The sequence below is a fragment of the Altericroceibacterium spongiae genome (assembly GCF_003610805.1).
GTDB classification, from domain to species: domain Bacteria; phylum Pseudomonadota; class Alphaproteobacteria; order Sphingomonadales; family Sphingomonadaceae; genus Altericroceibacterium; species Altericroceibacterium spongiae.
The window spans coordinates 413,241-438,257 of record NZ_RAPF01000002.1 but is presented as its reverse complement, the minus strand read 5'-3'; the positions used below and the strand labels follow the sequence as shown (position 1 = coordinate 438,257).

The window sequence follows — 25,017 nt, the reverse complement described above, 5'->3', positions numbered from 1 at the left end:
TCATTATCGAGCGCCGATAAAAAACTCGATCGGAACCACCAGTTCGATGGTTTCGCCCTTGACCTCTTCTGGTGGTTTGGGGAGTGGCGCAGCCCGTTTCGGCAGCTTCACTGCTTCTGCATCGAGCGAGCGAAAACCCGAGGAGCGTTCAAGTTTGACCGACAACACCTCACCTGCCCGGTTCATCACGAAGCGGATCCATGGAATACCCTGTTGTCGGCGGAGCTGCGCGGAGCGGGGGTACCGTTTCTTCTTATTCAGCGCGCCCAGCACCCTGCCTTCCCATGTCGGCTTGGCATCGCTGACCTGCGGCGCAGGCGGGGCCGGTTTGCTCTCGGGCACGCTGGTCAGTTCAACCGGCGGCCCCGGATCGGGAACCGGCTTTATATCGGGCAGAGTGACCGGCGTTTCACGTTGAATTTGTATTTTCGGCGGATCTATTTTCGTCCGTTCGGGCTCCGGCAGCGCTTTTTCTTTTGCGACTTGCTCGGGTCCTGGCGGGATATCGCTCTCGGGCTCGGGCGGAGCGGCAGGCGGCGCGACATCGAAAACACTCAGCGTCTGCGGCTCCTGCTGCACATAACTGACACCCCAATGGATCAGAAATGCGCCGATAACAAGGACATGAAGCGCCACTGTCAGCAACAGACCAAGCGAACGCTGCCCTTTACTTCGGCCAGTATAGCAACCTTCCCTCCGGTAGATCGTATCGCCGCCACAGGCTGGCACAGGCCGAGCGGACCAGGCCGTCTCGTTCGCCTCTTCCGCCGACATATCATGCCATTCGGCTTGTTGCTGATAGGTCATGCGGCTTCCCTTGTCCCGACACCCGTCGCAAATATCGTCACCATCTTCTATTTCCGCACCCAGCCCGTTCTGCCACGCCATGCAAGAACAAGCCCGCAACCAACAAACCGCGGTGCCTCTCGCTTTGCGGCCGGTCTTGTATCGCACAAATCATGCTAATCATTCTCAATTGCTACACTTCTATGACGAATCTCGCGGCAAGTTTTTCACTGACTGGGCAAAAATTTTTGGAAAAGCAGGCGAATGCTATCCCTGCTTTGCAAAAGTTTCATATGAATAAGACAGAAAGGAAACGATTTGGAAGCAAGCCGCCCTGTCAAGACGGCTTGCTTGCGTGCCGGGTCGTGCCCACAGAGCCATCGCTACCGGAAACGATACCGGATACTGGCTTTGAAACTTCGCGGTTGTCCCCAGGTGTAAAACAGGTCGGTGAAGTTGGTCACGCCAGAAAAATATCGTTTATCCAAAAGGTTATCGATATTAAGCCCGACAGTCACACCTTCACTCACCTGATAGCCCGCCATCATGTCGACAAGCCAATAGGCATCCTGCCGCAGCCTTACCGCCGTGTTGGATACCGATATAGCGCTTTGCCAGCGCACACCGCCTCCCAATGACAGGCCTGCGAACCTTCCTTCGCTGACATGATAACTGCTGGTCAGCTTGAACTGATGCTTTGGATTTCGCGAGGCATTGCCAAGGCTGCTGTCATTGAGCGTAAAGCCACCCTGCGCCTGCCAGCCCGGCAGAAGCTCACCGGAAATTTCCACTTCGAAGCCGCGCCGGGTAGCACCCATGACCGGACGATAGGCGGCCTGGTCCGTGTCCAGCACGTATTCGCCGGTGGCTTCCGCTTCATTGTCCGCCTTCATCCAGAAATAGGACAGGCTGGCATTGAGCCGCTTGTCGAAAAACTCGCCCTTAGCACCCGCTTCATAGGTGATCCCGCGCAGAGGCGGGAGGGTGTTGCCATTGACGTCGAGCGAATTCTGCGCCTGGAAGATCCGGGCGTAACTGCCATAGAGCGTGACATTGCGCAGCACATCGAGAGTGATGCCTCCATAAAGCGTGACAACGCCACGCTCGCGCAAGCTATAGTTGTAAAAGTCGTACGCATCGCTGTGATTGCGCTGGTCGAAACTGGAAACGCGGATACCGGCAATGACATGGAGCGGGTCCGCAATGGTGAACCGCCCTGCGGCATAGACATGATGCCGTTTGGTGAACCATCTGTCCGAGGAAAAATCCGCGGCAGCCAGCTCGTCTGCTGTCGGGCGCGGAATGACTGCGCCGCCAGTGGCATAGTCATAGGTGAACTGATCGCCGGACAAGTGGAGTCCGATGCTTTGCCTGTTGCGGGTGCGCGAGCTTGAGGCGCCCGCGCCGATCACCAGTTCATGCGTCTGGCCCAGTAAATCGAACGGACCGCGAAACTTGGCCGATACGAATTCGTTGCGTTGCCATATGTCCTCGAAATAGAGCCGTAATGTAGCGCCATGGTCGTTCCCCAGAACGCCGATCCGCATCTCCGGCGTCTCAATCCGCTCCCGGCCGAATTGCAGCTTTGCCGTCCAGCCATTGGCAAACTGGTGCTCAAGCGAGCCGAACAGGTTGAGAGCATCCTGCTTGTATCCTGCCCAGGGTGCGCCGGGGTTGAAGGAACGAGGCTGGAGCCCGATGAAATCACCGGCTCCGTTATAGGCCATGATCGGGCGGGTCGCGCCATATCCGCGCTGGACCCGGTGCTTGTAGTTCACCCCCAGATTGAGCAGCGTATCCGGGGTTAAGTCGACATCGACCGTCCCGTAGAGCATGATGTTCTTTTCGCTTTCGTGGTCGCGGAACGTGTCGGCGTCCCGCCATGCGGCCACACCTCGCGCCCGGATCGTGCCGCTGGCATTGACCGGGCCACTGATATCGGCATCGGCGCGATAGCTGTTCCAGCTTCCCGCCGTGCCGCTCAGGCTGGCCTGAAATTCCGGCGTCGGCCGTTTGCGGATGAGATTGATCGTGCCGCCATAATATCCGTCCCCATCGGTTAGGCCGGTGGAGCCCTTCACGATTTCGACCCGATCGATATCGGCCATGTCGTCAAGCGAATACATGCTGCTGGTGAGGAAATACCAAGGCGCCGAGGTGTAATGGCGGTTGCCGTCGATCCGCAAGTTGAGAGCATTGCCACGGCTGCCGAAATCGATCGCATTGGCTTGCCGCGAAACCGTAACGCCGGGAGCCTGTTCCAGCACATCGGCCAACGTTTCGAGGCCGAAATCGTCCATTTTCTGGCGCGTCACTACCGTCACAGACTGCGGCGTTTCGCGCAGTGACATGGAAAGACCGGTCGCGGTCACGCTGGGACCGGAGGCCGTGTATGACCCCGATCCCTCAGTTGCGGCCGGATCGCTGGTGGGGCTATAGTTTGCACTAGCTGCACTTTGCCCTGCGACACGCACCGGGCCGAGCCGGATCGCGCCATCGCCCGCTGCCTTTGGCGCTGGTTCGAGCGTCACGACGTCCCCGTTGATCCGGAAGGTAAAGCCCGTGCCCTGCAGCAGGCTGCTGAGCGCCCGCATCGGTGCCATGGTTCCCCTTACCCCCTTGCTCTGTATGCCGCGCAAGGGGGCTCCATTGGCTGTAACCTGGAGACCTGACTGGATACCGAAAGAAACCAGCGCATCGGCGAGCGATTGCGCCGGAATGTCGAATCTGCGGGCTGCCATATCCTGCGCCTGCACCGCCGGAGCAATCATCATCGGCCCGATAGCAGCCGAGGCCAGCAGAATAGCGCTCATTGTCTGTCGAGCGCGCCCCGCCCCCATTTTTCCTACCACTTGAAAATCTCCAATCGTCAAAATCGCCCAAACTGATAGGATTGCATCGCAATATCATCGGACTTACGGGCTCAACGATATGAGGCGGGAATTTTTCGGTAGAAAATTTCGTTTCAGGTCAGATCGCAGGATTTTGGTTCATTTTGCGATGGTCAGGAAGCTGATATTACCATCAGCCATGGCGTAATCCGGCGCACGATACCGCCATGCGGCTGCACGATCAGCTTTGCTGCTTCAACCGGGTCATCGGCATTGAACGTGCCGGTGACGCTTTTACGTCCCAGTTCCGTACTGGTAAGCAGGATGGCACCGCTATGATACCGTCTCAGATCGGCCAGCACTTCGGCAAGCGGGCGGTCGACCGCTGCAATGCGCCGGCCGGTCCATCCGCCGACCAGATCGGGAGACACATATCCGTTATGCAGGGCGCCATTTTCCGGCATATGCACCCACTGACCCGCCTCCAGGACAGCAAAACGACGTCCCTGCTTGACCGAGGCCACCCGTACCCGCCCGTGTTTCACGGCAATGTCCGTCCCACTTTCGCCCAGTCGAACGTCGAATCCGGTGCCCAGCACCGTGATGGTAGCCTCTTCGGCCAAGACATTGAACGGCCGGGCCGGATTGCGCGCCACTTCGAAATAGGCTTCCCCGGAAAGGAGCGTCACCTGCCGATTTTTATCGCTATAGGCGACACGCATAGCGCTTTCCGGGGCCAGCCGGACGGTACTGCCATCATCCAGTGTAACGGTCCGCTGCCGCCCGACTCCGGTCACATAATCCGCCTGAACATGCAGAAGAATCTGAGGCGCCATAATCCATGCCAACGCCGCCGCGACCGCTCCTGCCAGTATGGCACGGCGGCTCAGCCTGAAATGCGCTCTGCGTGGCACCGAAGATGTCGGCTCCTCCTCCCACTCCGCCTCAGGAAACAGGGCGACCTTGTCCGATTGTGCAATCAAATTAGAAGCGTGAGAAGCCTCCGACCAGACGCGTTCATGCAAAGGATCTGCTTGCCGCCAGCGCTCGAACTGCACGTGAAGATCGGCATTATCGGGATCGTCATCGAGAAGGATCGTCCAGTCGACCGCTTCGCTCGCGGCCCGTTCCCATGCCTCATCGCTTACGGTTTCGGAGGAGACAGATTCAGAATCTCGTGATCGTGTCATGCAGCCTCGCCCATCATATCTGAGAATATGGCTATGCGACACAGCATCACGCTATCCACAGTGAGCGGCAGGTCACGTTGTCCCGCTATTATCTGCCCCGGTTTCATGAGCGTTTGCGCGAAAGGCGCCTGAGGCAATGCATCTTACCCTTTGCAACCAATTGATGCGTGTACGTTACCGAAAGCTCAAGGCGTTCGGCGATCTCACGCAATTTCAGGCCCTCCACACTATGCAGCAGAAGCGCCATACGCGTACGTTCGGGCAGTTCGCCCATACTTTCTATAACGATGCGAAACTCTTCCCGGGCAGCAGCAATAGCATCCGGTTTGGGCGTATCGTCCGCTATCTTATCCGATATATCGGTCAGTGTGCCGCCGCTGCGCTGCGCCTCCCGCTTCCGTATCCGTCGGTTATCGAGCGCGAGATTCTGCACGATCCGGTAAAAATACCGCAAGGGCTCGTTGATAATACGGGTGCGCTCAACGCTCTGTATCCTTTCCCAGGCTTCCTGAACCACATCTTCAGCCCGGGCGCGATCCCGGAGGATATTGTTGGCATAATCGACAAGGGCGGTTCGATGCATTTCATACAACGATGTCGACGAATGCTCGGAAGAGACAGGGTTTGCTTGTCTTTGCTCCGGTCGCACTGACATTTTCCGATGCGGTGAAATGATAAGGCCCCTTTTGCGATTTGTTCGCAAAAGCTCATTTGGAGTATAGTGTCAAGAACCGCCTGTACCGACGCATCCCTGCGTGTCGCCCAAACCTTCAAACCGGGCTTAATCGGGTATCAGCGAAGCTGTTTGACACCATACAATTCGAGCCGATGATCGACCAGCCGGTATCCCAGCTTCTCGGCAATCAGGCGCTGTAACTGCTCCAGTTCGGGATCAACAAATTCCAGCACTTTGCCGGATTCCACATCGATCAGATGATCGTGATGCGTATCGGGTGCAGCTTCATAGCGCGCCCTGCCGTCGCCAAATTCATGCCGGTCGAGAATACCCGCCTCTTCGAAAAGACGAACGGTTCGATAAACGGTGGCGATCGATATGCTCGGATCTATCGCGGCCGCTCTTTTGTGCAGCAGATTAACGTCTGGATGGTCTTCAGAGTCCGACAACACATTCGCGATAATCCGCCGCTGCTCGGTAATACGCAGGCCTCTTTCGGTGCACAGGGCCTCGATATCGATCTGGTGTTTCATCGGCTGTCCCTTTTCCCCTCCCCGATATGGGCAGGTTGTGGCCCGGTAGTCCGGTCTTGCCGGATATAGGGGGCTCTGTCTCTCCAGCTCATCCGCATAAACATCCGCAATCTTATTTGCAAATGTTTATCATTATCATATAGTGACTGCATTCGCAGCGGAGATCACCCATGTATCGTTTTATCGACCGCTCACCGAGCCGTCTTTCCGAAGGAAGCCATTTTCTGCTCCGAGCCATGCGGGGCTGGACACTGGCCGCTGCGGCACGCCGTTGCCCGCCGGTCAGCCTCGCCGGCTCCTTTGCCGGGATGGAACTGCTCCATGTGCTGGGCGATTTTCACCAGTTTATGTGTGAAATCCATTGCTGCGGACAACGCCTGAAAGCAATGGGCGCGATAACGCACCCTCGGATTACCGAATTCGAAGCGGTGATGCTCGCTTTATGGTCGGATGTGGCGCAAGGTAATGAAGAACAGGTATCCGCAGTTCTCGACCTTCTGGTGTCGCAACCATCTATCGAACGTCTCGCAGCCAGAATGACCCATATAGCCGCGGATATGAAACAAGCCGATCTCTCACCGACAGGGCTCGCTAATGCGCCTATCGATATTACGCGGCGTCACGGATAACGCGCGACAGAGCAGATCATGTTGGATCAGGGCGATGTTCAGGAAGAAGCCGCACAGGAAGAGTGGCCTGCCGCTCCTGCACAATATAACAATAATACAAAAATCTCATCGCACGTCTCGACAAACGGCCGCGCAGCACAACGCTACACACCGGGCAAACGGGCAGCCGGTATTGCGCTGTCCGCTGCGTTACATTGCGCCGTCACCTTTATCCTGCTGCAAAGCTGGATCTATCGCCCCCCCTCGGGCACCGCTATCCCCCCTCCGAAACTGGTTGTGTTCGACATTCCCTCCTTACCACCGGCCCCTCCCGCAGCCGAACCCCCTTCTCCGGCATCGCCTGCGGGTCCCCCTGCAAGAAACGATAACAAAGCCCTCTCACCCTCATTTCCGGCGGCAGAGGCGCTGCCGGCACCACATCTTGCCTCGCTCGCGATCAGCCCCATTGCGCCCGATATCATTCTTGCTCCTGCTCTTGCAGATAGTGTTCCGCCACCTGCAGGTACACCGGACGGGCAAGACAGCTTTGAAGGCCGCTTGCTGGCCCGGATCGAACAATTTCGCCGATATCCTGAAGAAGCCCTGCGCAAAAACCATCAAGGTATAGTCGAGATCCGTTTTACCATGAATCGAGATGGAGAAGTGCTCGATATCGCCGTTGTAAAAGGATCGGGAACACCGAGCCTGAATCGCGCAGCCATCGCCACTGTGCGACGGGCACAGCCGCTGCCCGGAATTCCGGATGACCGCCCGGATATTGTTACCGTCACGGTACCGGTCGAATTTTTTATCACTGACGGCGCAGCGGACATCCAGCCTCGGACATCCGCAAGTGATCGTGAATGAGGGCAGTATATGTTCAAAAGTTTAGACTGAGGTTCCGTAAGGAGGCGGCATGCAGGAGGCTTACCGATACTTTACGGCAGTTTCGCGTGCCTTAGTGCGCTCCCCCTCAATGTTCATGAGCGTCATCACCGGGTGTATGATGATGATCTTCTGTGCCATGGCCATGATGCTCTTCCCCATCATGATGATGATCGTGATCGGCCTTGTAGCTGGCATATTGCTCTGCCGACATATCGGGCAAGGCTTTGACGAAAGCTGCAATATTCCAAATGGTGGCATCGTTATGCGTGGGGCCGAAAGCGGGCATTCCGGTCATCTTGACCCCATGCTTGACCAGCCAGAAAACCTCCTGTGCCTTCCATTGCCGGGCGGCACTGACCAGTGCAGGTGGTTTAGGCCGAATTGTTTCTGCCCATTCCGCCCGGCTTTCTCCCACACCGCCATGGCAGCGGGAGCACATCGCTTTATATTCTCCGGCACCGGCCGCAACCATTGCAGGGGTGAATTTCGCCGGAACAGGGATTTCGCTGGCACGGCTCTGCACGGAATGGGTCATCGTAGTGGTGAGCGCCCATGCAACGACCGGATTATGCCGGTCAGTCGCAGCAACATTATAGCCACCTGTGAAGATCACGATGAAAATGATCGCCAGTATAACGAGCAGCAAAGTGGCTGCTCCGATCATCACGCCCTTTAAAGTCGCACTCACACGTTTTCTCCCGATAAACCGCACCCGACGGTTGTGCTACGCAGCTAGTAAACTCACCCCTCAATATTTTTTGAGGGAAATGAGAGCCCGTTGCGTATGATTGGCTGTCAAAGCGGGAAGCGAGAAAATGAAACAGGATCATCGATTGAACGAAGCGCTGCAGTCCCTTGGCGATAATGACCCGGACAGACTCCCCGATGGTTTCATGGACGGTGTATGGCAACGTGCCGGAGAAATGGTCGAAGCGATGAACACACGTCGCCGCCTGGCTTTACTTGCAGCTATATTCGTTGCCGGCCTGGGAGGTGGCTTTGGCACGATTCATGCGCCGGGACGGGCTGAACCGGAAGCACAGCCGCTCTTCGCCGGATCCGACCTGTCGCCAGCCGTTCTGCTGCATGTCCAGTCATGAAGCTGTCCGCTTTTCATATCGTTCTTGCTATCCTGCTGGCCGCAGCGGCAGGCTGTCTCGGTGCGCTGGCTGCGACGCAATGGTCCGGCGAGAAACAATCCGGCGGCGGGCTCCATGATTTCGTGCATGAAGAACTCGACCTTACTCCCGATCAGAACGCCAGACTGAACGTGCTGGAAGATCGGTTTGAAAATAAGCGTATCCGCCTCGAAAGCACGCTGCGCGCAGCCAATGTCGATCTTGCCACAGCTATGGAGGCAGAGCATTCCTACGGGCCGAAAGTTGCCGCAGCTATCGACCGGGTCCATGCACAGATGGGCGAACTCCAAAAAGCCACCGTGCGCCATGTTTTTGCAATGCGCGAATTGCTCAATGAGCAGCAGCGTAAAAAGTTCGACCGGCAAATATCTGTGTCGCTTACCGGCACTGGCCGCAAATGATCGCTCGTGGCCGAACCGCAGGATGTCCTTGAAGCCGACCTGATCGAACAGGTGAAAGCAGGCCGGAGAAAAGCATTCGACCGGCTTGTCGAACCTCACGCCTTTCGCCTGCTCACGCTGGCGCGGCGGATGCTGGCTTCACCGTCGGAAGCGGAAGAAGCCGTGCAGACCGCCCTCGCTTCCGTCTGGATCGGCCGGGAGCGGCTGGATACTGCACGCGCGCTTGGCCCCTATCTGACCACGACGGTGCTCAACAAATGCCGGGACCGTCTGCGGCGACGGAAAGCAGCCCGATTTCTTGGCTTCGGGTATGGTCTGGAGGAGGTCATCGCAACCGATCACCGCCCCGGTCCCGAAAACACTGCAGCGAACCGCGAGGAACTCATGCGCGTTCAGCAGGAGATCGAATGTCTGCCCGTCAGACTACGTGAAGCGCTGATACTGGTCACAATTGACGGCCGCAGTCAGCGCGAAGCGGCCATCCTTCTCGGCGTGTCGGAAAAGACAATCGAAACCCGCATATATCGGGCCCGCAAAAGACTGCGTGAGAAACTGAATTTTCCTGAGGGGTAGCCCTCGCCGCTGCGTAACAAGGATCGTAGACGCAATACGGAAAAGCCAGATGTCCCTTATCGATCGCCGCAAATTCCTCAGCTATACCGCAGGCTCCGCAGGTTTACTGGGCTTATCCGGTGCCATGCCCGCATGGGCCCGAGCGGCGTCAGACGGTACTCTTGCCCGCAAAGGCAGCGATGTCCTCTCGGGCGATCACCTGACCTTGACGGTTGAGGATGCGCATTTTGTAACCGGAACGCGCAATGGTCCTGCCGTTACCGTCAACGGCACATTGCCCGGACCACTGTTGCGCCTGAAGGAAGGACAGGATCTGACCGTCGATCTGGTCAATAATGCTTCGGAAGGCACATCCATTCACTGGCACGGCATGCTGGTTCCCTTCCTGATGGACGGCGTGCCGGGTGTGACCATGGCGGCTGTCGAGCCCGGAGAGACATTCCGTTATCAGTTTCCGATCCGGCAGTCCGGCACGTATTGGTGGCATGCCCATACCCTACAGGAACCTATGGGCCATTACGGACCGATCGTCATAGACCCGGCCGAGCCCGACCCGTTCGACTATGATCGTGAATATGTGCTGATGCTGACCGACTGGTCTCCTATATCGCCACATGAGATTATCCGCCGGCTGAAAGTCGGTGAGGGCTATTTCAACTATCAGCAGACAAGCTGGACCGACGACTATCCACTAAGCGGCAAAGACCGACGGATGTGGGCGCGGATGCGTATGATGCCGACGGATATTTCCGACGTGACAGGCTCTGCCTATACCTATCTCATCAACGGCCATGGCCCTGCAGACGGGTTGGAGCTGGCCTATAATCCGGGCGAGCGTATCCGTCTCAGGATCATCAACGGCTCCGCCATGACTTTCTTCAATGTGCGCATCCCCGGCCTGCCGATGACTGTCGTGCAGGCGGACGGCCAGAATGTGCAGCCCGTCGAAACAGATGAATTCCAGATGGGCGTGGCAGAAACCTACGATGTCATCGTTCAACCCCAAGGCAGCGATGCTTTCGCCTTCGTCGCCGAAGCCGTAGATCGCTCAGGCATGGGTGTGGCGATGCTGTCCGGCCGGGCAGGCGCAAAAGCAACAGTGCCGGCACTGCGCGACCCGCCCCTTCTCACCATGACCGATATGGGCATGGGCGCTATGAGCAAAGGGGGAATGGATCATGCCCATGGCAGTCGCGACATGGCCGGAATGGACATGGCAGACGACATGAAAATGCGTGACACGTCGAAACTGCCGCCCGACGTGAAAGTCGGCCCCGGCCTCGACATGGTAGCGATGAATCCGATCGATAGAATGGACTATCCCGGTCTCGGCCTCGACAGTGTCGATCACCGTGTTCTCACCTATAAGCAGCTTGTGTCTGCCGAGCCAAACAGGGACAATCGGCGCCCCAGCCGGCTCAAAGAAATCCACCTGACCGGAAATATGGAGCGGTATATGTGGTCGTTCGACGGCAAGAAGTTCTCCGCCGTGACCGACGACCCGATCCGGTTCGCCTATAATGAACGCGTCCGGGTAAAGCTGGTCAATGACACAATGATGGCCCATCCCATCCATCTGCACGGCCATTTCTTCGAACTGGTCAACGGCGCTCCGCCCAACCATCAGCCCCTGAAGCATACAGTGATCGTCCAGCCGGGTGGTTCTGCCCAATTCGACCTGACAGCCGACGCACCGGGCGACTGGGCGTTTCACTGTCACCTGATTTACCACATGCATACGGGAATGTTTCAGGTGGTCACCGTTCGCCCGCTCGACGGAGGAGACAAGTGATGCGTTACGCAATCTGCCTTCTGCCACTCACAATGCTGCCTGTCCCCGCCATAGCACAGGCGCAGGAAACGCCTGCCGCCGGAGACGAAGCCGGAACCATGGAGCATTCGCAAATGCAGCAGGGTGAAATGGATCAGGCAGAGATGAACCATAGCCATATGGACCATGCACGGATGGAACAGATGGACATGACTTCCTCTGAAACAAACACAGATGCTTCGATTCCCCAATCCCCGCCGCCACCGGCGGCCTTCGATGGCCCGCTTTATGCCGCTGATGAGGTTGTAGGTGCAGAGCGAATGAACAGCTCGCGTCTGAATGTGATGCGGCAAGTCAGCGGCATGCCAGTCACCTGGTTTCAAGCCGAACGGGCCGAATATCGTGCGCGTAAAGGCGGCGATGGGTATTTATGGGACGTGCAGGGCTATTATGGCGGAGACTACGACAAACTCTGGCTCAAATCCGAAGGGGAAGGTACTTTCGGCGAAAAGGTGGAGGATGCCGAAATACAGGCGCTGTGGAGCCACGCTATCGGCCCCTGGTTCGATCTGCAGACAGGCGTCAGACAGGATCTGACCGGCCCCACCCGCACGCATGCCACGATCGGCGTGCAAGGGCTTATCCCTTATGAATTCGAAGTCGACGCGGCGGCCTTTCTTTCCAATAAGGGCGATCTGACGGCCCGTATCGAAGCCGAACTGGACCAGCGCATTACACAACGCCTGATACTCCAGCCCCGCGGCGAGGTGGAATTATCCGCCCAGGACATCCCTGAAGCAGGTATCGGGGCGGGTTTGCACAAGGCTGAGCTGGGCCTGCGCCTGCGCTACGAATTTACCCGTGAATTCGCACCCTATATTGGGGTCGAACAGGAATGGAAAATAGGCGACAGCGCGGATTATGCGCGTGCAGAGGGCGAGGATCCGAGCACCACGAACTATGTAGCAGGTATCAGATTCTGGTTCTGAAACCGGCACCGTTCAAGGGCGTAGCCATAGCCCGCTCTGCGAGATCGAAAAGAAGCGAACACACCTGCGAAGCTGTCTCCAGTCCCAAAAAAGATACATCTTCGTCAGGTGGATCCTGCTCACCACACTCAAACAAGCCAAATGCCGCCCAACAAATCGCTGAAGGGGCTAATGCACTGCCAAGCTATTGAGAAAATGGAGCGGGCGAAGAGATTCGAACTCTCGACCCCAACCTTGGCAATCCGATTCTAACCTTACGCCACAGTTTTCTATTATACGATTTTCTACGCTATTTCAAATAGATATTGATTTTCTTCTTCGCCGCCATATCCTGCAATTCGCCACGAGACGGCGTATTCTGGAGACAATATGGAGACAAAAGGTGCTCTCCGGAGCTTTGTCTCCAAATGGAGGCGGCAATGCCGACAGCCAAGCTGAACAAGCGCACGATCGATGCGCTCAAGCCCCCTGCTGATAAGCAGTTCGTCCTGTGGGATAATGAGATCCGCGGGTTCGGCCTTCGGGTGCTGCCATCGGGGCTCAAGACGTTCATCATCCAGTATCGAAATGCCGAAGGCATCAAGCGCCGTGTGAATCTTGGCCGCTTCGGCGTGCTGACGGTGGATCAGGCTCGCGATCTGGCGAAGATCAAGCTCGGTGCGGTGGCATCCGGGGAAGACCCGGCCGAAGACGCGCGCCGCGCCCGCAACGAGATGAATGTCGCTGAATTGTGCGAATGGTATCTGACAGAGGCGCGCGCAGGCAGAATCCTCGGTCGCCGAAACCGGCCGATCAAGGAGTCATCGCTTACGATGGATGAGAGCCGGATTCGGACTCATATTAACCCGCTGATCGGTAAGCGCATCGCCCGCCATCTGACGATTGCCGATGTCGAAGCGATGCAGGACGATGTTGCGAAGGGAAAAACCGGCAAGGCTCGCACTGGCGGTCGCGGCGGCAAGGCGACTGGCGGCCGTGGTGTCGCGGCACGGTGCCTGACCACGATTCAGGCGATCCTGGGGCATGCGAAACATAAAGGCCTGCTCGCCGAGCATCCGACCAAGGGCGCCAAGAAACTCGCCGGACACAAGCGAACAAGGCGCCTCAGCGTCGCCGAGATCGAGACGATGGGCAAGGCGATGGTTTATGCAGAACAGCAAGGCGTCAGCCCGACCGGGATTGCTGTAATCAGGCTGTTGCTTCTGACCGGCTACCGCCGCGAAGAAGGGCAAGCCATGCAGCGGGAATGGGTCAATCCGATGGGCGGCTTCGTCGCCTTCCCCGACACCAAGACCGGCGAGCAGGTCCGGGCGATCGGGCCGGAAGCGATAAAGGTGATCGTGGCGCAACCCCGAATCGCCGGCAATCCCTATGTGTTTGCGGCGACAACGGGCGATGGACCCTTCACGGCTGTCAGCGCCTGCCTGCAACGCGTTTGCGGTTTTGCTGGCATCACGGGCGTCACACCCCACGTGCTTCGGCACACCTTTGCGAGCATTGCCGCCGAACTCGGTTTCTCGGAACTGACGATCCGCGCGATGCTGGGGCACGCCTCGCAGAACGTGACGCAGGATTACATCCACGTCGATGAAGCGCTCAAGCTGGCCGTGCGACGAACCTCCGACGAAATCGCCAAGTTGCTCGCCCACGGGGCCGCCAAGCTCGACCGCCTTCGCCTTGTGGCCTGAGCGACGATCAAAGCTGGACGAATGGTAACATATACGTTACCTTAAAGGCCGTGAATTGATCGTACAGGAATGCATCTGTGAGGATGGGTCCTGCACGTTCCGATCCTGGTTCGATGATCTCGATACTTACGCCGGGGCCAAGATTGCGACGGCGATCGTCGGCTGGAAGTGGGTAATCTGTCGAACATAAATGGATCAGCGGCGGGCTTGGAGAATATCGGATCAATTGGGGACCGGGTTATCGGCTCTATCTGACGCAGGCCGGGAATGAGCTGATCATCCTGTTCGTCAGCGGAACGAAGAAGCGACAGCAGGCCGATATCAACGAGGCCACTGCATTGTTGAGCGAGTATAAGGGCCGCAAGGCCACTGCGAAGAAGGCCAGGAAATAGCGACATGGTGCTGACACGGGATTTCAAGGAAACGGTGAAGGAGCGTACCGCTCGCGATCCCGCTTTCGCCAAGGCCATGCTTGACGAGGCTGCGACGGCCTTCCTCAACGGCGAGCCGCATGTCGCGCGGCTGATCCTGCGTGACCTGGTGAACGCATCGGTCGGTTTTGAAGCTTTGGCGGCCGAGACCAACCGGCCAAGCAAGAGTCTGCATCGGATGCTGTCGGAAAAGGGCAACCCGAGCATGGACAATCTCGCGGCCATTTTTGGAGCTGTGCGCAAGCGCCTTGGCGTTGCCATCGAGGCCCATGCGGTCGAGGCAGCCTGACCCCCGCGACACCTGTACAGAAAAACCGCCCATCAGAACGCCAAGCCGAACCGATCGAACGCTACAGTGCAGGGTTAGCTGCACTCGTCTGCAGCTCAATGGGAAGGCGATGCTGGAAGGACCCTGACCGGAGCCAAGCGCGAGCAAATGTTCCTACACCAGCAATGCTTGCTCAACGCGGAGAGAACGTACCATGAAGATCATGTGTGGAGTAGACTGGTGGCGGCAGCGAACAAATCGAGAGCGAACCCGGCAGCCAAGCCCATCAGGAGGGTGAGCGATCCGGCGACAAGAACCGCCGCGCCACTAGGCCAGCCGAGAAAGTTTACCGGTCGATCAAACTCCCCGAAATACGCCTGGCCGATGACCCGCAGGTAATAGAACAGCGAGATCACGGTGTTGGCGACGGCGAGCACCGCAAGCCAGCCATAGCCACCATCGAGTGCTGCGAGGAACACCGTCAGCTTGCCGACGAACCCCGCCAGCGGCGGCACGCCCACAAGCGAGAACAGCGCGAGGATCAGTCCTGCCGCCACCCAAGGGCGATCGCGCCATAACCCCGCGTAATCAGCAATCCGCGTGCGCCCCCGCAGATGCGTGACCACCGCGAACGCCGCGAGATTGGCGACGGCATAGCCGAGCAGAAACATGAGCAGCGCCGGCATGGCCTCCGGACTGCGCCCCGTCACCGCCACGGCGACCAGCGCATAGCCAGATTGCGAAACCGAGGACCATCCGAGCAGGCGGCGCAGGTCCTGCTGCCACAGTGCGGCGAGATTGCCGAGCGTCATGGTGAGCACGGCCAGCAAGGCGATCAGCGGGCGCAGATCCAGCACGCCCGCGGGAAACAGCGCGACCAGCCGCGCCAGAGCCACAGCCGCGCCGATCTTGGGAATGACGGTGAGGAAGGCGGCGGAAGGCGCCGGCGCGCCTTCGGCAACGTCCGGCATCCAGGCATGGGCCGGCACGGCTCCCATCTTGAAAAGGATCCCGAGTACGATCAGCCCGGCGCCCAGATCGAGCAGCGGCGATGCGGTACTTTCGGCAAGCGCTGCGGCAATCGGTCCATAACGCGTGTCGCCGAGCATGCCGAAAACCAGCAGGATGCCGACCATCAACAGCGTGTTGGCGAAGGCGCCGATTAGGAAATACTTCATCCCCGCCTCGACCGAGATCGACCAAGCGCGGTGATAGGCGGCCAGCGCATAGCCGGTGATCGAGGACAGGAGGACCGCGACGGCGAGCTCGAGCAGGTCCGCCGCGCCGGCCATCAGCATGGCGCCTGCGGCCGAGAACAGCAGCAGCGTGTAATATTCACCGTGGCGGCGGTCGCCGGCCATCCAGTGCGGCGCCATCAAGGCGACAAGACCGGTGCCGCCCGCGATCATCACGCGTGCCCAGATCGCAGGCGCGTCGAGAGCCCAGGCACCGGAAAAGCTTGCGGTGGGCGCATCGCCGAGCTGGTTCAAGCACAGGAGCAGGCTTGCCATCGCACCAACCACCGCGATCGCCGCGCACCAGCCCTGTCGCGGTTGCGGAATGAACGACGCGAGGAGCAGAGCGGCCACGCCCGCGAGGACGAGGCAGATTTCCGGGAGGACGTCCCCGATCGGCACCGCTCAGCCTGCTCCACCGACCAGTATCCGCGCCGATGCCATGATCGGCTCCAGCAACCAGGCCGGATAGACCCCGATAGCGACCACCAGCGCCAGCAGTGCCGCCATCACGATCGTTTCGGAGCGGGAAAGGTCCGGAAAGCTGCGGCCTTCCGGCAGCTTGCGATCGCCAAAGAAGAGCGCCCGCACCATCGTCAGGAACAGCGCGGCGGTGACGAGGATGCCGAGCAGCGCCAGACCCGCGAGCCAGGGGTGGACCGCGAAGGTGCCGGCGAAGATCTGGAATTCCGCCACGAACCCTGCGAGCCCCGGCAAGCCGAGGCTGGCGAAAGCCGCAAGGATGAAAGCGGCCGTCAGCTTCGGTGCCACGCCCGCCAGACCGCCATAATCCGCCATCTCGTAACTTTGCGTGCGCTGCCAGAAGCTGCCCGCCATCAGGAACAGCGAGCCGGTGATGAGCCCGTGGGCGACCATCTCCACCACCGCCCCAGTCAGCGCCAGCGCCCGGGCCGCCTCGTGCCCGGCCACCAACGACCCGGCGGCGGCGATGCCGAGTACCGTATAGCCCATATGATTGACCGAGGTGTAGGCGATGCGCCGCTTGATGCTCGTCTGCCCCAGTGCCACCAGCGCGCCCCACAGGATCGAGACGAGCGCGACGATGCCGATCCAGAGCGCATAGCGAGCGAATGTCTCGTGCATCATCGCCATCGGGATGCGCAGCAGGCCGAAGGTACCCATCTTGAGCAGCACGCCGGCAAGGATCGTGGAGGCCGGGCCCGGTGCCTGCACGTGCGCGGGCGGTAGCCAGGTATGCACGGGGAAGAGCGGCGTCTTGATGCCGAAGCCGAACACGAAGCCGAGCAGTACGAGCCCGCCGCGCAAATCCATGCCGGCGAGCGGCTGGCGCGCGATCAGCTCGCGCATGTCGAAGGTCAGCGGCCCGTCGCCGGCGAGCACGAGTCCGAGGATCGCGAGCAGAATCGCAAGCGAACCGGCCAGCGTATAGAGGAAGAATTTGAGCGCCGCGGCTTGCGAATCGCCATGGCCCCAACGGCCGATAAGGAAATACATGCCGACCAGGCTGAGATCGAAGAACACGTAGAAAATCAGCAGGTCGAGCGTGAGGAACACGCCCAGCGACACGCCGGCGAGAAACAGGATCCACGCATAATATTCGCGCGCGCGCTCGCCCAGCTCGATCGGCCAGGCGGCGGCCGCGACGAACAGGAGCGCGCTCATCGTCGCCACGACGAGCGCGATGCCGTCTACGCCCATCCGCCAGGCGACGCCGAGCGCGGGTATCCACGGCACTTCCTCGAGATGCTGGAACAAGGGTGCCTCGGGCGACGCGTCGAACCCGACCCAGACGGCCACCAACAGCGCGAAGGGAACGGCGCTGACCCCAATCGCGGTGGCACGCGCGGCACGCGTGCTGGCGGATGTCCACAGCGCCAGCACGAATGCGCCGATCAGCGGCACGAGAATAGCCAGGCTCAACATCAGGCGGCCCCCCAGAAAACAAGTGCGACGATCAGCAGGATACCGCCTGTGATGGTCGCATAATATTGGTGCGTCATGCCGGTTTGCATCCGCACGGCTAAGTGCCCGCTGGTGCCGACACCGCTGGCGGTCCCTTCCGGCACGGCATCGGCGAGCCATTCGCCGATACCGCTGGAACGCTGCGCCAGCCATCGTCCGAAGGCGCTGCTTGCCCGCACGCCGCGATCTACCACCGCGCCGTCGCCGCGTGCGAACAATCGTGCCGCCGCCCTGCCGAATGTGGCTGCGCCTCGCGCGGGTGCGTCCACGATGTAATCGTCCACATAGGCTGCTGTGCTGGCGAGCGCGAAAGCCGGTCGGGTCACGCTTGTATCGATAAGCGTGGGTAAGCCTAGCCAATCCGCCGCGTTCGACGTGACGCCCTGCGTGCCGAGCGCCGACCGCCGTGCCAGCGCGGCTCCGGCAAGGATGCCGCCGACGATCAGCGCCAGCGACAGCGGCAATTCCCATGACTCGGCGTGCGGCAACTCGCCGTCCCACGCCCGGGCGAGCCCTTCGTGGACGGCGGGAACCCACAACAGGCTGAGGGCAAGGCTGGCCAGCGCGAGCAGCAGCAAGGCGGTCTTTTCGATCGCTCCGGGCTGATACGTTCCTTCCACGTCACCGCGCCCGAACGCCGCTAGCTGAAAGCGCGTGGCGTATGCGGCGCTCAGCGCGCCCGCCAGCGTCACCGCGATCGCCAGCAGCGCAGAATGGTGGCCGGCAGCGCTCACAATCTCCTCCTTGGTCCATGCCCCGCCCAGCGGCGGCACACCGGCGAGCGCAAGCGCGCCGACCGCGCTCGCCGCCCCCGTCAGCGGCAGCGCGCGGCCGAAGCGCATGTGGCGAAGCTGATAGTCACCCGCGCGCTCGCCCGCGACCCCCGCCGCGAGGAACAACAACGCCTTGAAGAAGCCGTGCGTCAGCAGGTGAAGGATGGCGATCAGCGGATATCCGGCGCCCGTCGCCACGAACATCAGGCCGTAATGCGCCGATGTGGAACCGGCGAGCAGCTTCTTGGCATGCGGCTGGATCAGCGCGACCACGCCGCCGGCAAGCGCGGTCACCAGGCCGATCGCGATCGCCGCGGGACCGAACCAGACGACCGGCGCCAGCATCGGCTGAAGCCGCGCGAGCAGATAGGCGCCCGCCGCCACCATCGTTGCCGCGTGAAGCAGCGCCGAAACGCTGGTCGGTCCGTCCATCGCGCGAAACAGCCAGGGTGCGAACGGCATCTGCCCGGACTTGGACGCCGCCGAGAGCAGGACGCCCGCCGCAACGAGCGCCAGCAGGCCCGGAGACACTTGAGCCAGGTCCGCAAAGGCGAAGCTGCCGCTGCCCGCGAACGTCGCCATGGCCGCCAGGAACAGGCCGAGGTCGCCCGCGCGCGTGACGACGAAGGCGTAGTTTGCGGACGCTGGCGGCGCGCCCTCGTGCCAGCGGTGCCCAATCAAGGCCCAGGAACAGGCGCCGACCAGTTCCCAGCCGATCAGCAGCGTCAGGAAGTCGGCCGCGATCACCAGAAGCTCCATTCCGCCGACGAAGACCAGCGTCAGCGCGATCATCCGGCGCAGCCCCTGCCGATGTTCGTGCTGTGCCGCATAAGCGACGACCATCGCGGCGACGGCGGGCACCAGCATGGCCACGACATGCGCCAATGGCGTCAGCCCGGCGCGAAGGGTCAGCCCGCCGCCCCAGCGCAACACCGTGCCAGCGTCCGATGCCGCCAGGATGGCGAGAACGAGCGTCGAGGCCAGAACGCCCCCTGCCCAGACCGCCAACCAGCCGCGTGCGCGCGGCCCGATCGCCGCTGCCAGCCCGCCCGCCACGGGACACAGGAAGAGCCCCCAGAGCATCATTCCTTCAGCGTTCCCAGTTTCTCGGTCGTATCGACCTGACGGCGGCGGAAGACTGCCGTCACCAGCGCAAAGCCGACCGCCATTTCCACCGCCATCACCGCCATGACCACAATTGCCAGCACTTGTCCGCGCGGGGGGCCGCCGACGCCCAGCGACCAGAAGGCGATGACGGCAAGAAGCACGCCGTTCAGGATAAGCTCCAGCCCCATCATCAGCATCACGAAGCTCTGCTGCGACAGCGCGCCATAAAGCCCTGTGCCGATCAGCGCGGCGGCGACGATCAGGACTGCGGTCAGGGTCATTCGTCCTCCTGCTCGCTTTCGGGAATGCGGCCAGCGGGCTCTCCACCCGGCTCCAGTCCCGGCGGGCGCGATCCCTCGTCGGAGGGGCCGAAGCGGCCGCTGCGTGCCGACAGGACGACGCTGGCCACCATCGCGGCAAGCAGCGTGACGCCTGCGCTCTCGAATATCAGCATCGAGGGGCCGAGCAGTTCGTGCCCCAGATCGCGGATCACCGGTGCCTGGCGCGCGACCTTCTCGTGCGGAAGGTCCGTGAACAGCACTGCTACCGTCAGCCCGACAAATGCTGTCGCGCCCGCGCCGATCGACAGCCGGTTCTGGTGGACCATGTTCATCGGATTGAGCCCCGCCGGGTTCATCATGAACATGACCATGAACAGCGCCATCACCATCATTTCGACCGCCATCATGAACACGGTCGCCATGCCGATATAAGGCGCGGCCAACATCAACATGATCGCGGCGACGGCGATGAACGATAGCATCAGGAGGAAGGAGGCGCGCACCATGCTGTCGGTGCGGAACACGCGCCAGCCGCTGACGACGGCGATCGCGGAAAGAACGTAGAAGGCAAGGTCGGCGGCGGTCACAGCAGCGCCTCGACGCCGGCGATGACGAGATCAAGGAACGACAGCGGCAGCAGCACGAGCCAAAGCGCCGCCATCATGCGCGGCGCCGGCATGCGCGCCAGATTGCACCCGAGCCATGTCAGCACCAGCAACAGCGCGGCGGTCTTGAGCGCGAGCCAGGCCGGCCCCGGCAGCCACGGACCCAGATAGCCGCCAAGGAACACGCTGGCCCCCATCGCCGCAAAGGCGGTCAGCATCGCCAGCCGGGCGATGCCCCAGGCGAGGCGGTGCGGCCCGGACACTTCGGCGGCGGTTCCGCCCGAAAGATCGGAGGCATCGCCATAGTCCATCGGTCCGCGCAGGCTGATCGCAAGCCCGAGCAGGAGGAACAGCGGAAGCCCCAATGGTTGCCGCACCATATTCCACATCGATCGCTGCGATTCTACGATTGCGCCAACCGCAAGCGATTGTGCAGGCAGCGCGGCCGCGATCAGCACGAACATGGACAGCAGCATCGCCGGAAGGCCGATCGCCACGAAGCGATAGCCGCCGATCAGCGGCAGCATCGAATTGGCCGACCAGCCGTGCAGGAACACCGCGACGATCGTCAGCGCCTCGCAAGCGCCCCACAGCACGATGCCGGTATCAAGCGGTGCAACGACCAGCCCCGGCGCGAAGGGCACGACCGACAGCCCGGCGACGGCAAGCGCGCCATAGACAAGGGGCGCGAGCGCCCAGTTGAGCGCATCGGGATACTCGGTGCGAACGCGCTGCTGGCTCAGCAGCCGAGCCGCTTGCCATAGCGGCGCGAGAACAATGGCTGACGGGAAGCGGCGAGCGGAGGCGAAACGCTCGGCGATCGCCGCAAACCATATGCCGGCGGCCAATAGCGCGAAGACGAGCGGGATTGCCGTCATGCCGCCCTTTCCTTCTCATCGCCATCCTCCTCATCCTCATCCGGCTCGGCGGCAGGTGCGATTTGCGCAAGCGTGGCGGGATCGAAGCTGGCGATGCGCAGCAGTGCGGATTGCCACTCCATTCCCGCCAATCGGTCGACCAGCCATTCCTCGCCCGGATCGGGCGCCGTCCCGCCGCGCAACGCCGCTTCCAACCGCGCGCGCACGTCGGCAAGCTCGGCCGGCAAGGCAAGCAGGGCGCCACATCGCCGCGCCGCTGCAAGCAACCCCTCGGCGCTGTCGCGCATCGCGGAAATTTGCGCGCGCCGCGCCAGATCGGGAAGCCCGAGCGATTCCAGCATGCGCGCCGCGCGCAGCAATGGTTCTGATGCACCGCCGGATGCGGGATAGGCGGGGGTCACCACGCGCGCCTGCTGGATAACATCACCCTGCAGCGTCAACTCGAGCGACAGACCGGGCGGCAGCGTCCGAAGGAAGGGACCGATGGTGATGGTCATCGCATCAAGCATCAGCGCGTCGCGCATCTCCTCGCCCATCATTGCCATCGGACGTCCGTAGGGAACGCCCCCCATCATGCCCTCGCCGCCCTGGCCGTGATCGCCCTTGCCGCGCCATTCATTCGGCGGCTCGTCGGGCAGCCAGTCCGGCTCCGACGCACGCTCGCCGCGCAGGAGATTGCGGTCGAGGCGGCGGAGTCGGGCCACGGGGTGGTCGCCTTGCGCAATCGTCACCGCATCCTGCGCCTCCGCGAGCGGCACCGCGCCCCACCAAACCGTCGCGCGCGGATGCGGCAACTGATCGTGAAGGCGGCGCAGTGCGGGACGGTCCGCATCGCGGTAAGGTCCCGCCACCAGCAGGATAGCGGCATGGCGAATGCTGTGTTGAAGCGAGATTGCGGGCACCTGCGCCAGCCGTGCCGCCATCGCGTCTCCGTCCTGCCCACAAGCGATGTAGACCGGCGTTGCCGACCGCTCGGCGAGCCAGGCGAGCGCCCTTACTGCCAACGGAACACGCCCTCGCGCCAGGCATAGACGATACCGACGCCGAGGATCGAAAGAAACATGCCCATTTCGGCCAGCGCCTTGATGCCAGTCTCGACATAGACGACGGCCCATGGATACATGAACATCATCTCCATCTCGAAAGCGATGAACAGCAAGGTCATCGGATAATAGCGGATGTGAAAGCGCTGCCAGGCGTGCGCCGATTGGCTTCCGCCGCCCAGAAAGGGGACTTGCTGCGATTGCCCGCTCGCACCGCCTAGCTGCATGGGCCACCAAAGCATGGGCAGCAGCAACGCTGCGCCGACCGCCATCGCCAGGATCAGATTCGCTAAAGCGCCCATGCTCGCTATTCCTCCAGGAGTGTCACTGATGAACGCTTCGATTTTCCGGGAGTTTCTGCCAAGAATTGTCAATAACTGTTGGACCGTTCCGGATTGCCTTCACGCTGATGCAAACGTCTAACGAAGGGAGTATGAGGTTGCGCCAAATTATTCCTTTACTCGTAGCTATGTCTATACCGATATCGACAGGGATTGCTTTCAAATCTCTATATATGATCGTTGTGATACTTGGCCTAACGGTAGAGGCCAATACAGTCTTGATTTCCATTTCCTACGTAATACTGCTTCTAATCGTAAAAGATTTTCGTCGATCGATAGCGATCGTCGTGCGAAGCAATCTTCCGTTCGATCTTCCGGCAGTCTGCAGCCTTGGGATTTCGGTCTGGGTTGCGACATATCATGCGTAAGTACTTGTGAATGGGCGCCACGTTTCAAGTTTTTGTGTCGAAGGCGGTACGCCATCCTGCCCTGCCGCCTATCTGATGGGAATCAATGTGCTAGGCTCTGACTGACCGTTCAGAAACTGCGTTTTCTTCTCGCGGCCAACCAAAAGAATGTGCAAACCGGCAGACTGGCGCACAGAGCGCAATCTGCTGCCGCTCGGGAGAGCGGAACTCACGCCCGGAACGGTTTTCGCCGCTGCTTCGATCTAATTTCGGATCGGGGGCACCCAGACGTTGGAGAGGCCCGGTACCTTCCCCAAGCGATCGAACTCATCGACCAGCTTGTCCGCTCGAGCCGGAAGGTTACGTCAGCGGCGCGGTTCCGCCGCGAACATATAATCCCGCGTACGCGGCACAGCGTCGCGTCGACGGGTGACCTGGAGCTGAAAAACCATGAGGTCTCCTTGGCGGAAGGCCATTTCACAGGCGGCGAGATAGAACTCCCACATGCGGCAGAAACGCTCGTCATAAAGCGCGCACGCTCGGGCACGGTTTTGCTGAAAGCGATCATACCAATGGAGTAGCGTGTCTGCATAATGCAGCCTTAGAATCTCGACGTCGGTCACCCAGAGCCCGCTTCGCTCGGCTGCGCCCAGAACTTCCGAGAGGGCCGGAACATATCCGCCTGGGAAAATATATTTTGAGATCCAGGGGTCATCGCTTCCTGGCGGGGACCTGCGTCCGATCGAGTGAATGACGCCTATGCCGTCAGGCGCTAGAGAACGAGCGATCGTCGAGAAGAACATGTCATAGTGGCTTGGGCCGACATGTTCGAACATGCCGACCGAAACAATACGGTCGAACCGTTCGTCGATGTCGCGATAGTCCAGCATGTCAAACCGGACCTGATCAGCGAGCTCTTCTTGTTCGGCTCGCGAGCGGGCCACCTGGAGCTGTTCTCGAGACAGGGTGATGCCGCGTACCGACACGCCATGGGTCCGTGCGAGTTCGAGCGCGAGACCACCCCAGCCGCACCCGATATCAAGCAGTCGCTGGTCGGGCGAGAGCAGAAGCTTTGCGGCCAGATGGCGTTTCTTTGCGGCTTGTCCCTCGTCGAGACTCTCGGTTCCCTGTGGGAAATAGCCGCAGGAATACTGGCGGTCGGAATCAAGGAAGAGATCGTAAAGTGTACCTGAGAGATCGTAATGATGCGCGACATTGCGGCGCGACCGGGCCTTATGATTACGTCTCCCGCGGAGGGGCGCGAATGTCGCGATCTTGAAGCGGATCACTTGCATGGGATGCTCGTCGAGCGCTTGAAGATTGGAGGTGGCGATCCTCAGCAGGTCTCGGATCGAGCCCGATTCGATCGTGATGCGGTCATCCATATAGGCTTCGCCCAAGGCGAGTGTAGGTGACAAAGCCAGTTTCAGCGGAAAGGACTTGTCGTGCAGACGCACCGTCACATGGTCATCGCAATCCTCGCTCCCGAAATGATGACAATGACCCGCGCGGTCGATGATCGTGAGGCGACCGTCCTGCACGAGCTTGTGCACCAGGCCTGAAATCAGAGGCAGTCTCGGGGTATTTGTGCGAAGCATTCGTTGATTCCGACTTCGTTTGCTGCACCTAAAGACGTAATCGGGTGCCGAAGCTTACAGTCTGATGCCCCATAGGGGTGGATTTCCGCGGTC

General features: G+C 60.5%; 24 protein-coding genes. 9 read left to right on the top strand and 15 right to left on the bottom strand.

Translation table 11 applies throughout. From position 1 onward, the window contains the following. Nucleotides 1–3: 3 nt before the first annotated feature. From D6851_RS05560 to D6851_RS05535, 5 genes are all read right to left on the bottom strand, one after another. A complete protein-coding gene (locus D6851_RS05560; RefSeq protein ID WP_238473950.1) occupies nucleotides 4–888 on the bottom strand; it encodes a TonB family protein in 885 nt (294 codons plus the stop codon). Nucleotides 889–1,169: 281 nt separating this feature from the next. After that, the gene (locus D6851_RS05550; protein WP_183029995.1) at nucleotides 1,170–3,599 is read right to left on the bottom strand and encodes a TonB-dependent siderophore receptor; all 2,430 of its coding nucleotides are present in this window, start codon (nucleotides 3,597–3,599) and stop codon (nucleotides 1,170–1,172) included. A 191-nt stretch (nucleotides 3,600–3,790) separates the two neighbouring features. Next, nucleotides 3,791–4,807 carry a FecR family protein gene (locus D6851_RS05545; protein ID WP_120323870.1) on the bottom strand — a complete coding sequence of 339 codons (1,017 nt, stop codon included), beginning with the start codon at nucleotides 4,805–4,807 and terminating at the stop codon, nucleotides 3,791–3,793. 103 nt (nucleotides 4,808–4,910) lie between these two features. Next, nucleotides 4,911–5,390: an RNA polymerase sigma factor gene (locus D6851_RS05540; RefSeq protein WP_183029994.1), complete on the bottom strand. Its 480-nt coding sequence runs from the start codon at nucleotides 5,388–5,390 to the stop codon at nucleotides 4,911–4,913. Nucleotides 5,391–5,599: 209 nt separating this feature from the next. Next, entirely contained in the window at nucleotides 5,600–6,016 is a 417-nt protein-coding gene (locus tag D6851_RS05535) for a Fur family transcriptional regulator (RefSeq protein WP_120323868.1), read from the bottom strand. A gap of 170 nt (nucleotides 6,017–6,186) precedes the next feature. Here D6851_RS05535 and D6851_RS05530 point away from each other — a divergent pair, with 170 nt between their 5' ends. Further along, on the top strand, nucleotides 6,187–6,645 hold the full coding sequence (locus D6851_RS05530; RefSeq protein ID WP_120323867.1) for a hypothetical protein: 459 nt from the start codon (nucleotides 6,187–6,189) through the stop codon (nucleotides 6,643–6,645). Nucleotides 6,646–6,663: 18 nt separating this feature from the next. After that, nucleotides 6,664–7,491, top strand: a complete 828-nt coding sequence (locus D6851_RS18185; protein ID WP_120323866.1) for an energy transducer TonB — start codon at nucleotides 6,664–6,666, stop codon at nucleotides 7,489–7,491. Nucleotides 7,492–7,597: 106 nt separating this feature from the next. Here the strand turns inward: D6851_RS18185 and D6851_RS05520 are convergent, their stop codons facing one another. Further along, nucleotides 7,598–8,200 (bottom strand): c-type cytochrome, encoded by a 603-nt coding sequence (locus tag D6851_RS05520; protein WP_210210327.1) that lies wholly within the window; start codon nucleotides 8,198–8,200, stop codon nucleotides 7,598–7,600. 127 nt (nucleotides 8,201–8,327) lie between these two features. On the opposite strand from D6851_RS05520, the gene D6851_RS05515 reads away from it, so the two are divergent. The 7 genes from D6851_RS05515 (at nucleotide 8,328) to D6851_RS05480 (ending at nucleotide 14,793) form a co-directional block, all read left to right on the top strand. Then, a complete protein-coding gene (locus tag D6851_RS05515; protein WP_147395435.1) occupies nucleotides 8,328–8,612 on the top strand; it encodes a hypothetical protein in 285 nt (94 codons plus the stop codon). Beyond that, nucleotides 8,609–9,052, top strand: coding sequence for a Spy/CpxP family protein refolding chaperone (locus D6851_RS05510; RefSeq protein WP_238473949.1), 444 nt, complete (start codon nucleotides 8,609–8,611; stop codon nucleotides 9,050–9,052). Before D6851_RS05515 ends, D6851_RS05510 begins: the two co-directional genes overlap by 4 nt. A gap of 6 nt (nucleotides 9,053–9,058) precedes the next feature. Beyond that, nucleotides 9,059–9,625, top strand: a complete 567-nt coding sequence (locus D6851_RS05505) for an RNA polymerase sigma factor (protein ID WP_120323863.1) — start codon at nucleotides 9,059–9,061, stop codon at nucleotides 9,623–9,625. Nucleotides 9,626–9,674: 49 nt separating this feature from the next. Next, nucleotides 9,675–11,417, top strand: a complete 1,743-nt coding sequence (locus tag D6851_RS05500) for a copper resistance system multicopper oxidase (RefSeq protein ID WP_120323862.1) — start codon at nucleotides 9,675–9,677, stop codon at nucleotides 11,415–11,417. Next, entirely contained in the window at nucleotides 11,417–12,385 is a 969-nt protein-coding gene (locus D6851_RS05495; RefSeq protein WP_120323861.1) for a copper resistance protein B, read from the top strand. The genes D6851_RS05500 and D6851_RS05495 overlap by 1 nt, the downstream gene beginning before the upstream one ends. Before the next feature lie 419 nt (nucleotides 12,386–12,804). Beyond that, nucleotides 12,805–14,073, top strand: coding sequence for a tyrosine-type recombinase/integrase (locus tag D6851_RS05490; protein WP_120323977.1), 1,269 nt, complete (start codon nucleotides 12,805–12,807; stop codon nucleotides 14,071–14,073). 396 nt (nucleotides 14,074–14,469) lie between these two features. Then, nucleotides 14,470–14,793: a helix-turn-helix domain-containing transcriptional regulator gene (locus D6851_RS05480; protein ID WP_120323860.1), complete on the top strand. Its 324-nt coding sequence runs from the start codon at nucleotides 14,470–14,472 to the stop codon at nucleotides 14,791–14,793. Between the two features lie 200 nt (nucleotides 14,794–14,993). On the opposite strand, the gene D6851_RS05475 is transcribed toward D6851_RS05480, so the two are convergent. From D6851_RS05475 to D6851_RS05435, 9 genes are all read right to left on the bottom strand, one after another. After that, complete coding sequence (locus D6851_RS05475) at nucleotides 14,994–16,409, bottom strand: NADH-quinone oxidoreductase subunit N (protein WP_120323859.1); 1,416 nt, start codon at nucleotides 16,407–16,409, stop codon at nucleotides 14,994–14,996. Nucleotides 16,410–16,412: 3 nt separating this feature from the next. Next, entirely contained in the window at nucleotides 16,413–17,912 is a 1,500-nt protein-coding gene (locus D6851_RS05470) for a complex I subunit 4 family protein (protein ID WP_120323858.1), read from the bottom strand. Continuing rightward, the gene (locus tag D6851_RS05465; protein WP_210210326.1) at nucleotides 17,912–19,810 is read right to left on the bottom strand and encodes an NADH-quinone oxidoreductase subunit 5 family protein; all 1,899 of its coding nucleotides are present in this window, start codon (nucleotides 19,808–19,810) and stop codon (nucleotides 17,912–17,914) included. Before D6851_RS05465 ends, D6851_RS05470 begins: the two co-directional genes overlap by 1 nt. After that, nucleotides 19,807–20,112, bottom strand: a complete 306-nt coding sequence (gene nuoK / locus D6851_RS05460) for an NADH-quinone oxidoreductase subunit NuoK (RefSeq protein WP_120323857.1) — start codon at nucleotides 20,110–20,112, stop codon at nucleotides 19,807–19,809. The genes D6851_RS05465 and nuoK overlap by 4 nt, the downstream gene beginning before the upstream one ends. After that, entirely contained in the window at nucleotides 20,109–20,699 is a 591-nt protein-coding gene (locus tag D6851_RS05455) for an NADH-quinone oxidoreductase subunit J family protein (RefSeq protein WP_120323856.1), read from the bottom strand. Before D6851_RS05455 ends, nuoK begins: the two co-directional genes overlap by 4 nt. Next, nucleotides 20,696–21,595 (bottom strand): NADH-quinone oxidoreductase subunit H, encoded by a 900-nt coding sequence (locus tag D6851_RS05450; RefSeq protein ID WP_120323855.1) that lies wholly within the window; start codon nucleotides 21,593–21,595, stop codon nucleotides 20,696–20,698. The genes D6851_RS05455 and D6851_RS05450 overlap by 4 nt, the downstream gene beginning before the upstream one ends. After that, nucleotides 21,592–22,518, bottom strand: a complete 927-nt coding sequence (locus D6851_RS05445; protein ID WP_120323854.1) for a hypothetical protein — start codon at nucleotides 22,516–22,518, stop codon at nucleotides 21,592–21,594. The genes D6851_RS05450 and D6851_RS05445 overlap by 4 nt, the downstream gene beginning before the upstream one ends. 71 nt (nucleotides 22,519–22,589) lie before the next feature. Next, nucleotides 22,590–23,012 (bottom strand): NADH-quinone oxidoreductase subunit A, encoded by a 423-nt coding sequence (locus tag D6851_RS05440; protein WP_210210325.1) that lies wholly within the window; start codon nucleotides 23,010–23,012, stop codon nucleotides 22,590–22,592. Nucleotides 23,013–23,691: 679 nt separating this feature from the next. Continuing rightward, nucleotides 23,692–24,924, bottom strand: a complete 1,233-nt coding sequence (locus D6851_RS05435) for an SAM-dependent methyltransferase (RefSeq protein ID WP_120323853.1) — start codon at nucleotides 24,922–24,924, stop codon at nucleotides 23,692–23,694. Between the last annotated feature and the right edge of the window lie 93 nt (nucleotides 24,925–25,017).

Bases quoted from the DNA above. Each gene is read 5' to 3' on its own strand.
- D6851_RS05560 (WP_238473950.1), bottom strand. From the start codon at position 888: ATGGCGTGGCAGAACGGGCTGGGTGCGGAAATAGAAGATGGTGACGAT.
- D6851_RS05550 (WP_183029995.1), bottom strand. From the start codon at position 3,599: ATGAGCGCTATTCTGCTGGCCTCGGCTGCTATCGGGCCGATGATGATT.
- D6851_RS05545 (WP_120323870.1), bottom strand. From the start codon at position 4,807: ATGACACGATCACGAGATTCTGAATCTGTCTCCTCCGAAACCGTAAGC.
- D6851_RS05540 (WP_183029994.1), bottom strand. From the start codon at position 5,390: ATGCATCGAACCGCCCTTGTCGATTATGCCAACAATATCCTCCGGGAT.
- D6851_RS05535 (WP_120323868.1), bottom strand. From the start codon at position 6,016: ATGAAACACCAGATCGATATCGAGGCCCTGTGCACCGAAAGAGGCCTG.
- D6851_RS05530 (WP_120323867.1), top strand. From the start codon at position 6,187: ATGTATCGTTTTATCGACCGCTCACCGAGCCGTCTTTCCGAAGGAAGC.
- D6851_RS18185 (WP_120323866.1), top strand. From the start codon at position 6,664: ATGTTGGATCAGGGCGATGTTCAGGAAGAAGCCGCACAGGAAGAGTGG.
- D6851_RS05515 (WP_147395435.1), top strand. From the start codon at position 8,328: ATGAAACAGGATCATCGATTGAACGAAGCGCTGCAGTCCCTTGGCGAT.
- D6851_RS05510 (WP_238473949.1), top strand. From the start codon at position 8,609: ATGAAGCTGTCCGCTTTTCATATCGTTCTTGCTATCCTGCTGGCCGCA.
- D6851_RS05500 (WP_120323862.1), top strand. From the start codon at position 9,675: ATGTCCCTTATCGATCGCCGCAAATTCCTCAGCTATACCGCAGGCTCC.
- D6851_RS05495 (WP_120323861.1), top strand. From the start codon at position 11,417: ATGCGTTACGCAATCTGCCTTCTGCCACTCACAATGCTGCCTGTCCCC.
- D6851_RS05490 (WP_120323977.1), top strand. From the start codon at position 12,805: ATGCCGACAGCCAAGCTGAACAAGCGCACGATCGATGCGCTCAAGCCC.
- D6851_RS05480 (WP_120323860.1), top strand. From the start codon at position 14,470: ATGGTGCTGACACGGGATTTCAAGGAAACGGTGAAGGAGCGTACCGCT.
- D6851_RS05470 (WP_120323858.1), bottom strand. From the start codon at position 17,912: ATGTTGAGCCTGGCTATTCTCGTGCCGCTGATCGGCGCATTCGTGCTG.
- D6851_RS05465 (WP_210210326.1), bottom strand. From the start codon at position 19,810: ATGATGCTCTGGGGGCTCTTCCTGTGTCCCGTGGCGGGCGGGCTGGCA.
- nuoK (WP_120323857.1), bottom strand. From the start codon at position 20,112: ATGACCCTGACCGCAGTCCTGATCGTCGCCGCCGCGCTGATCGGCACA.
- D6851_RS05450 (WP_120323855.1), bottom strand. From the start codon at position 21,595: ATGACGGCAATCCCGCTCGTCTTCGCGCTATTGGCCGCCGGCATATGG.
- D6851_RS05445 (WP_120323854.1), bottom strand. From the start codon at position 22,518: ATGGCGGCACGGCTGGCGCAGGTGCCCGCAATCTCGCTTCAACACAGC.
- D6851_RS05435 (WP_120323853.1), bottom strand. From the start codon at position 24,924: ATGCTTCGCACAAATACCCCGAGACTGCCTCTGATTTCAGGCCTGGTG.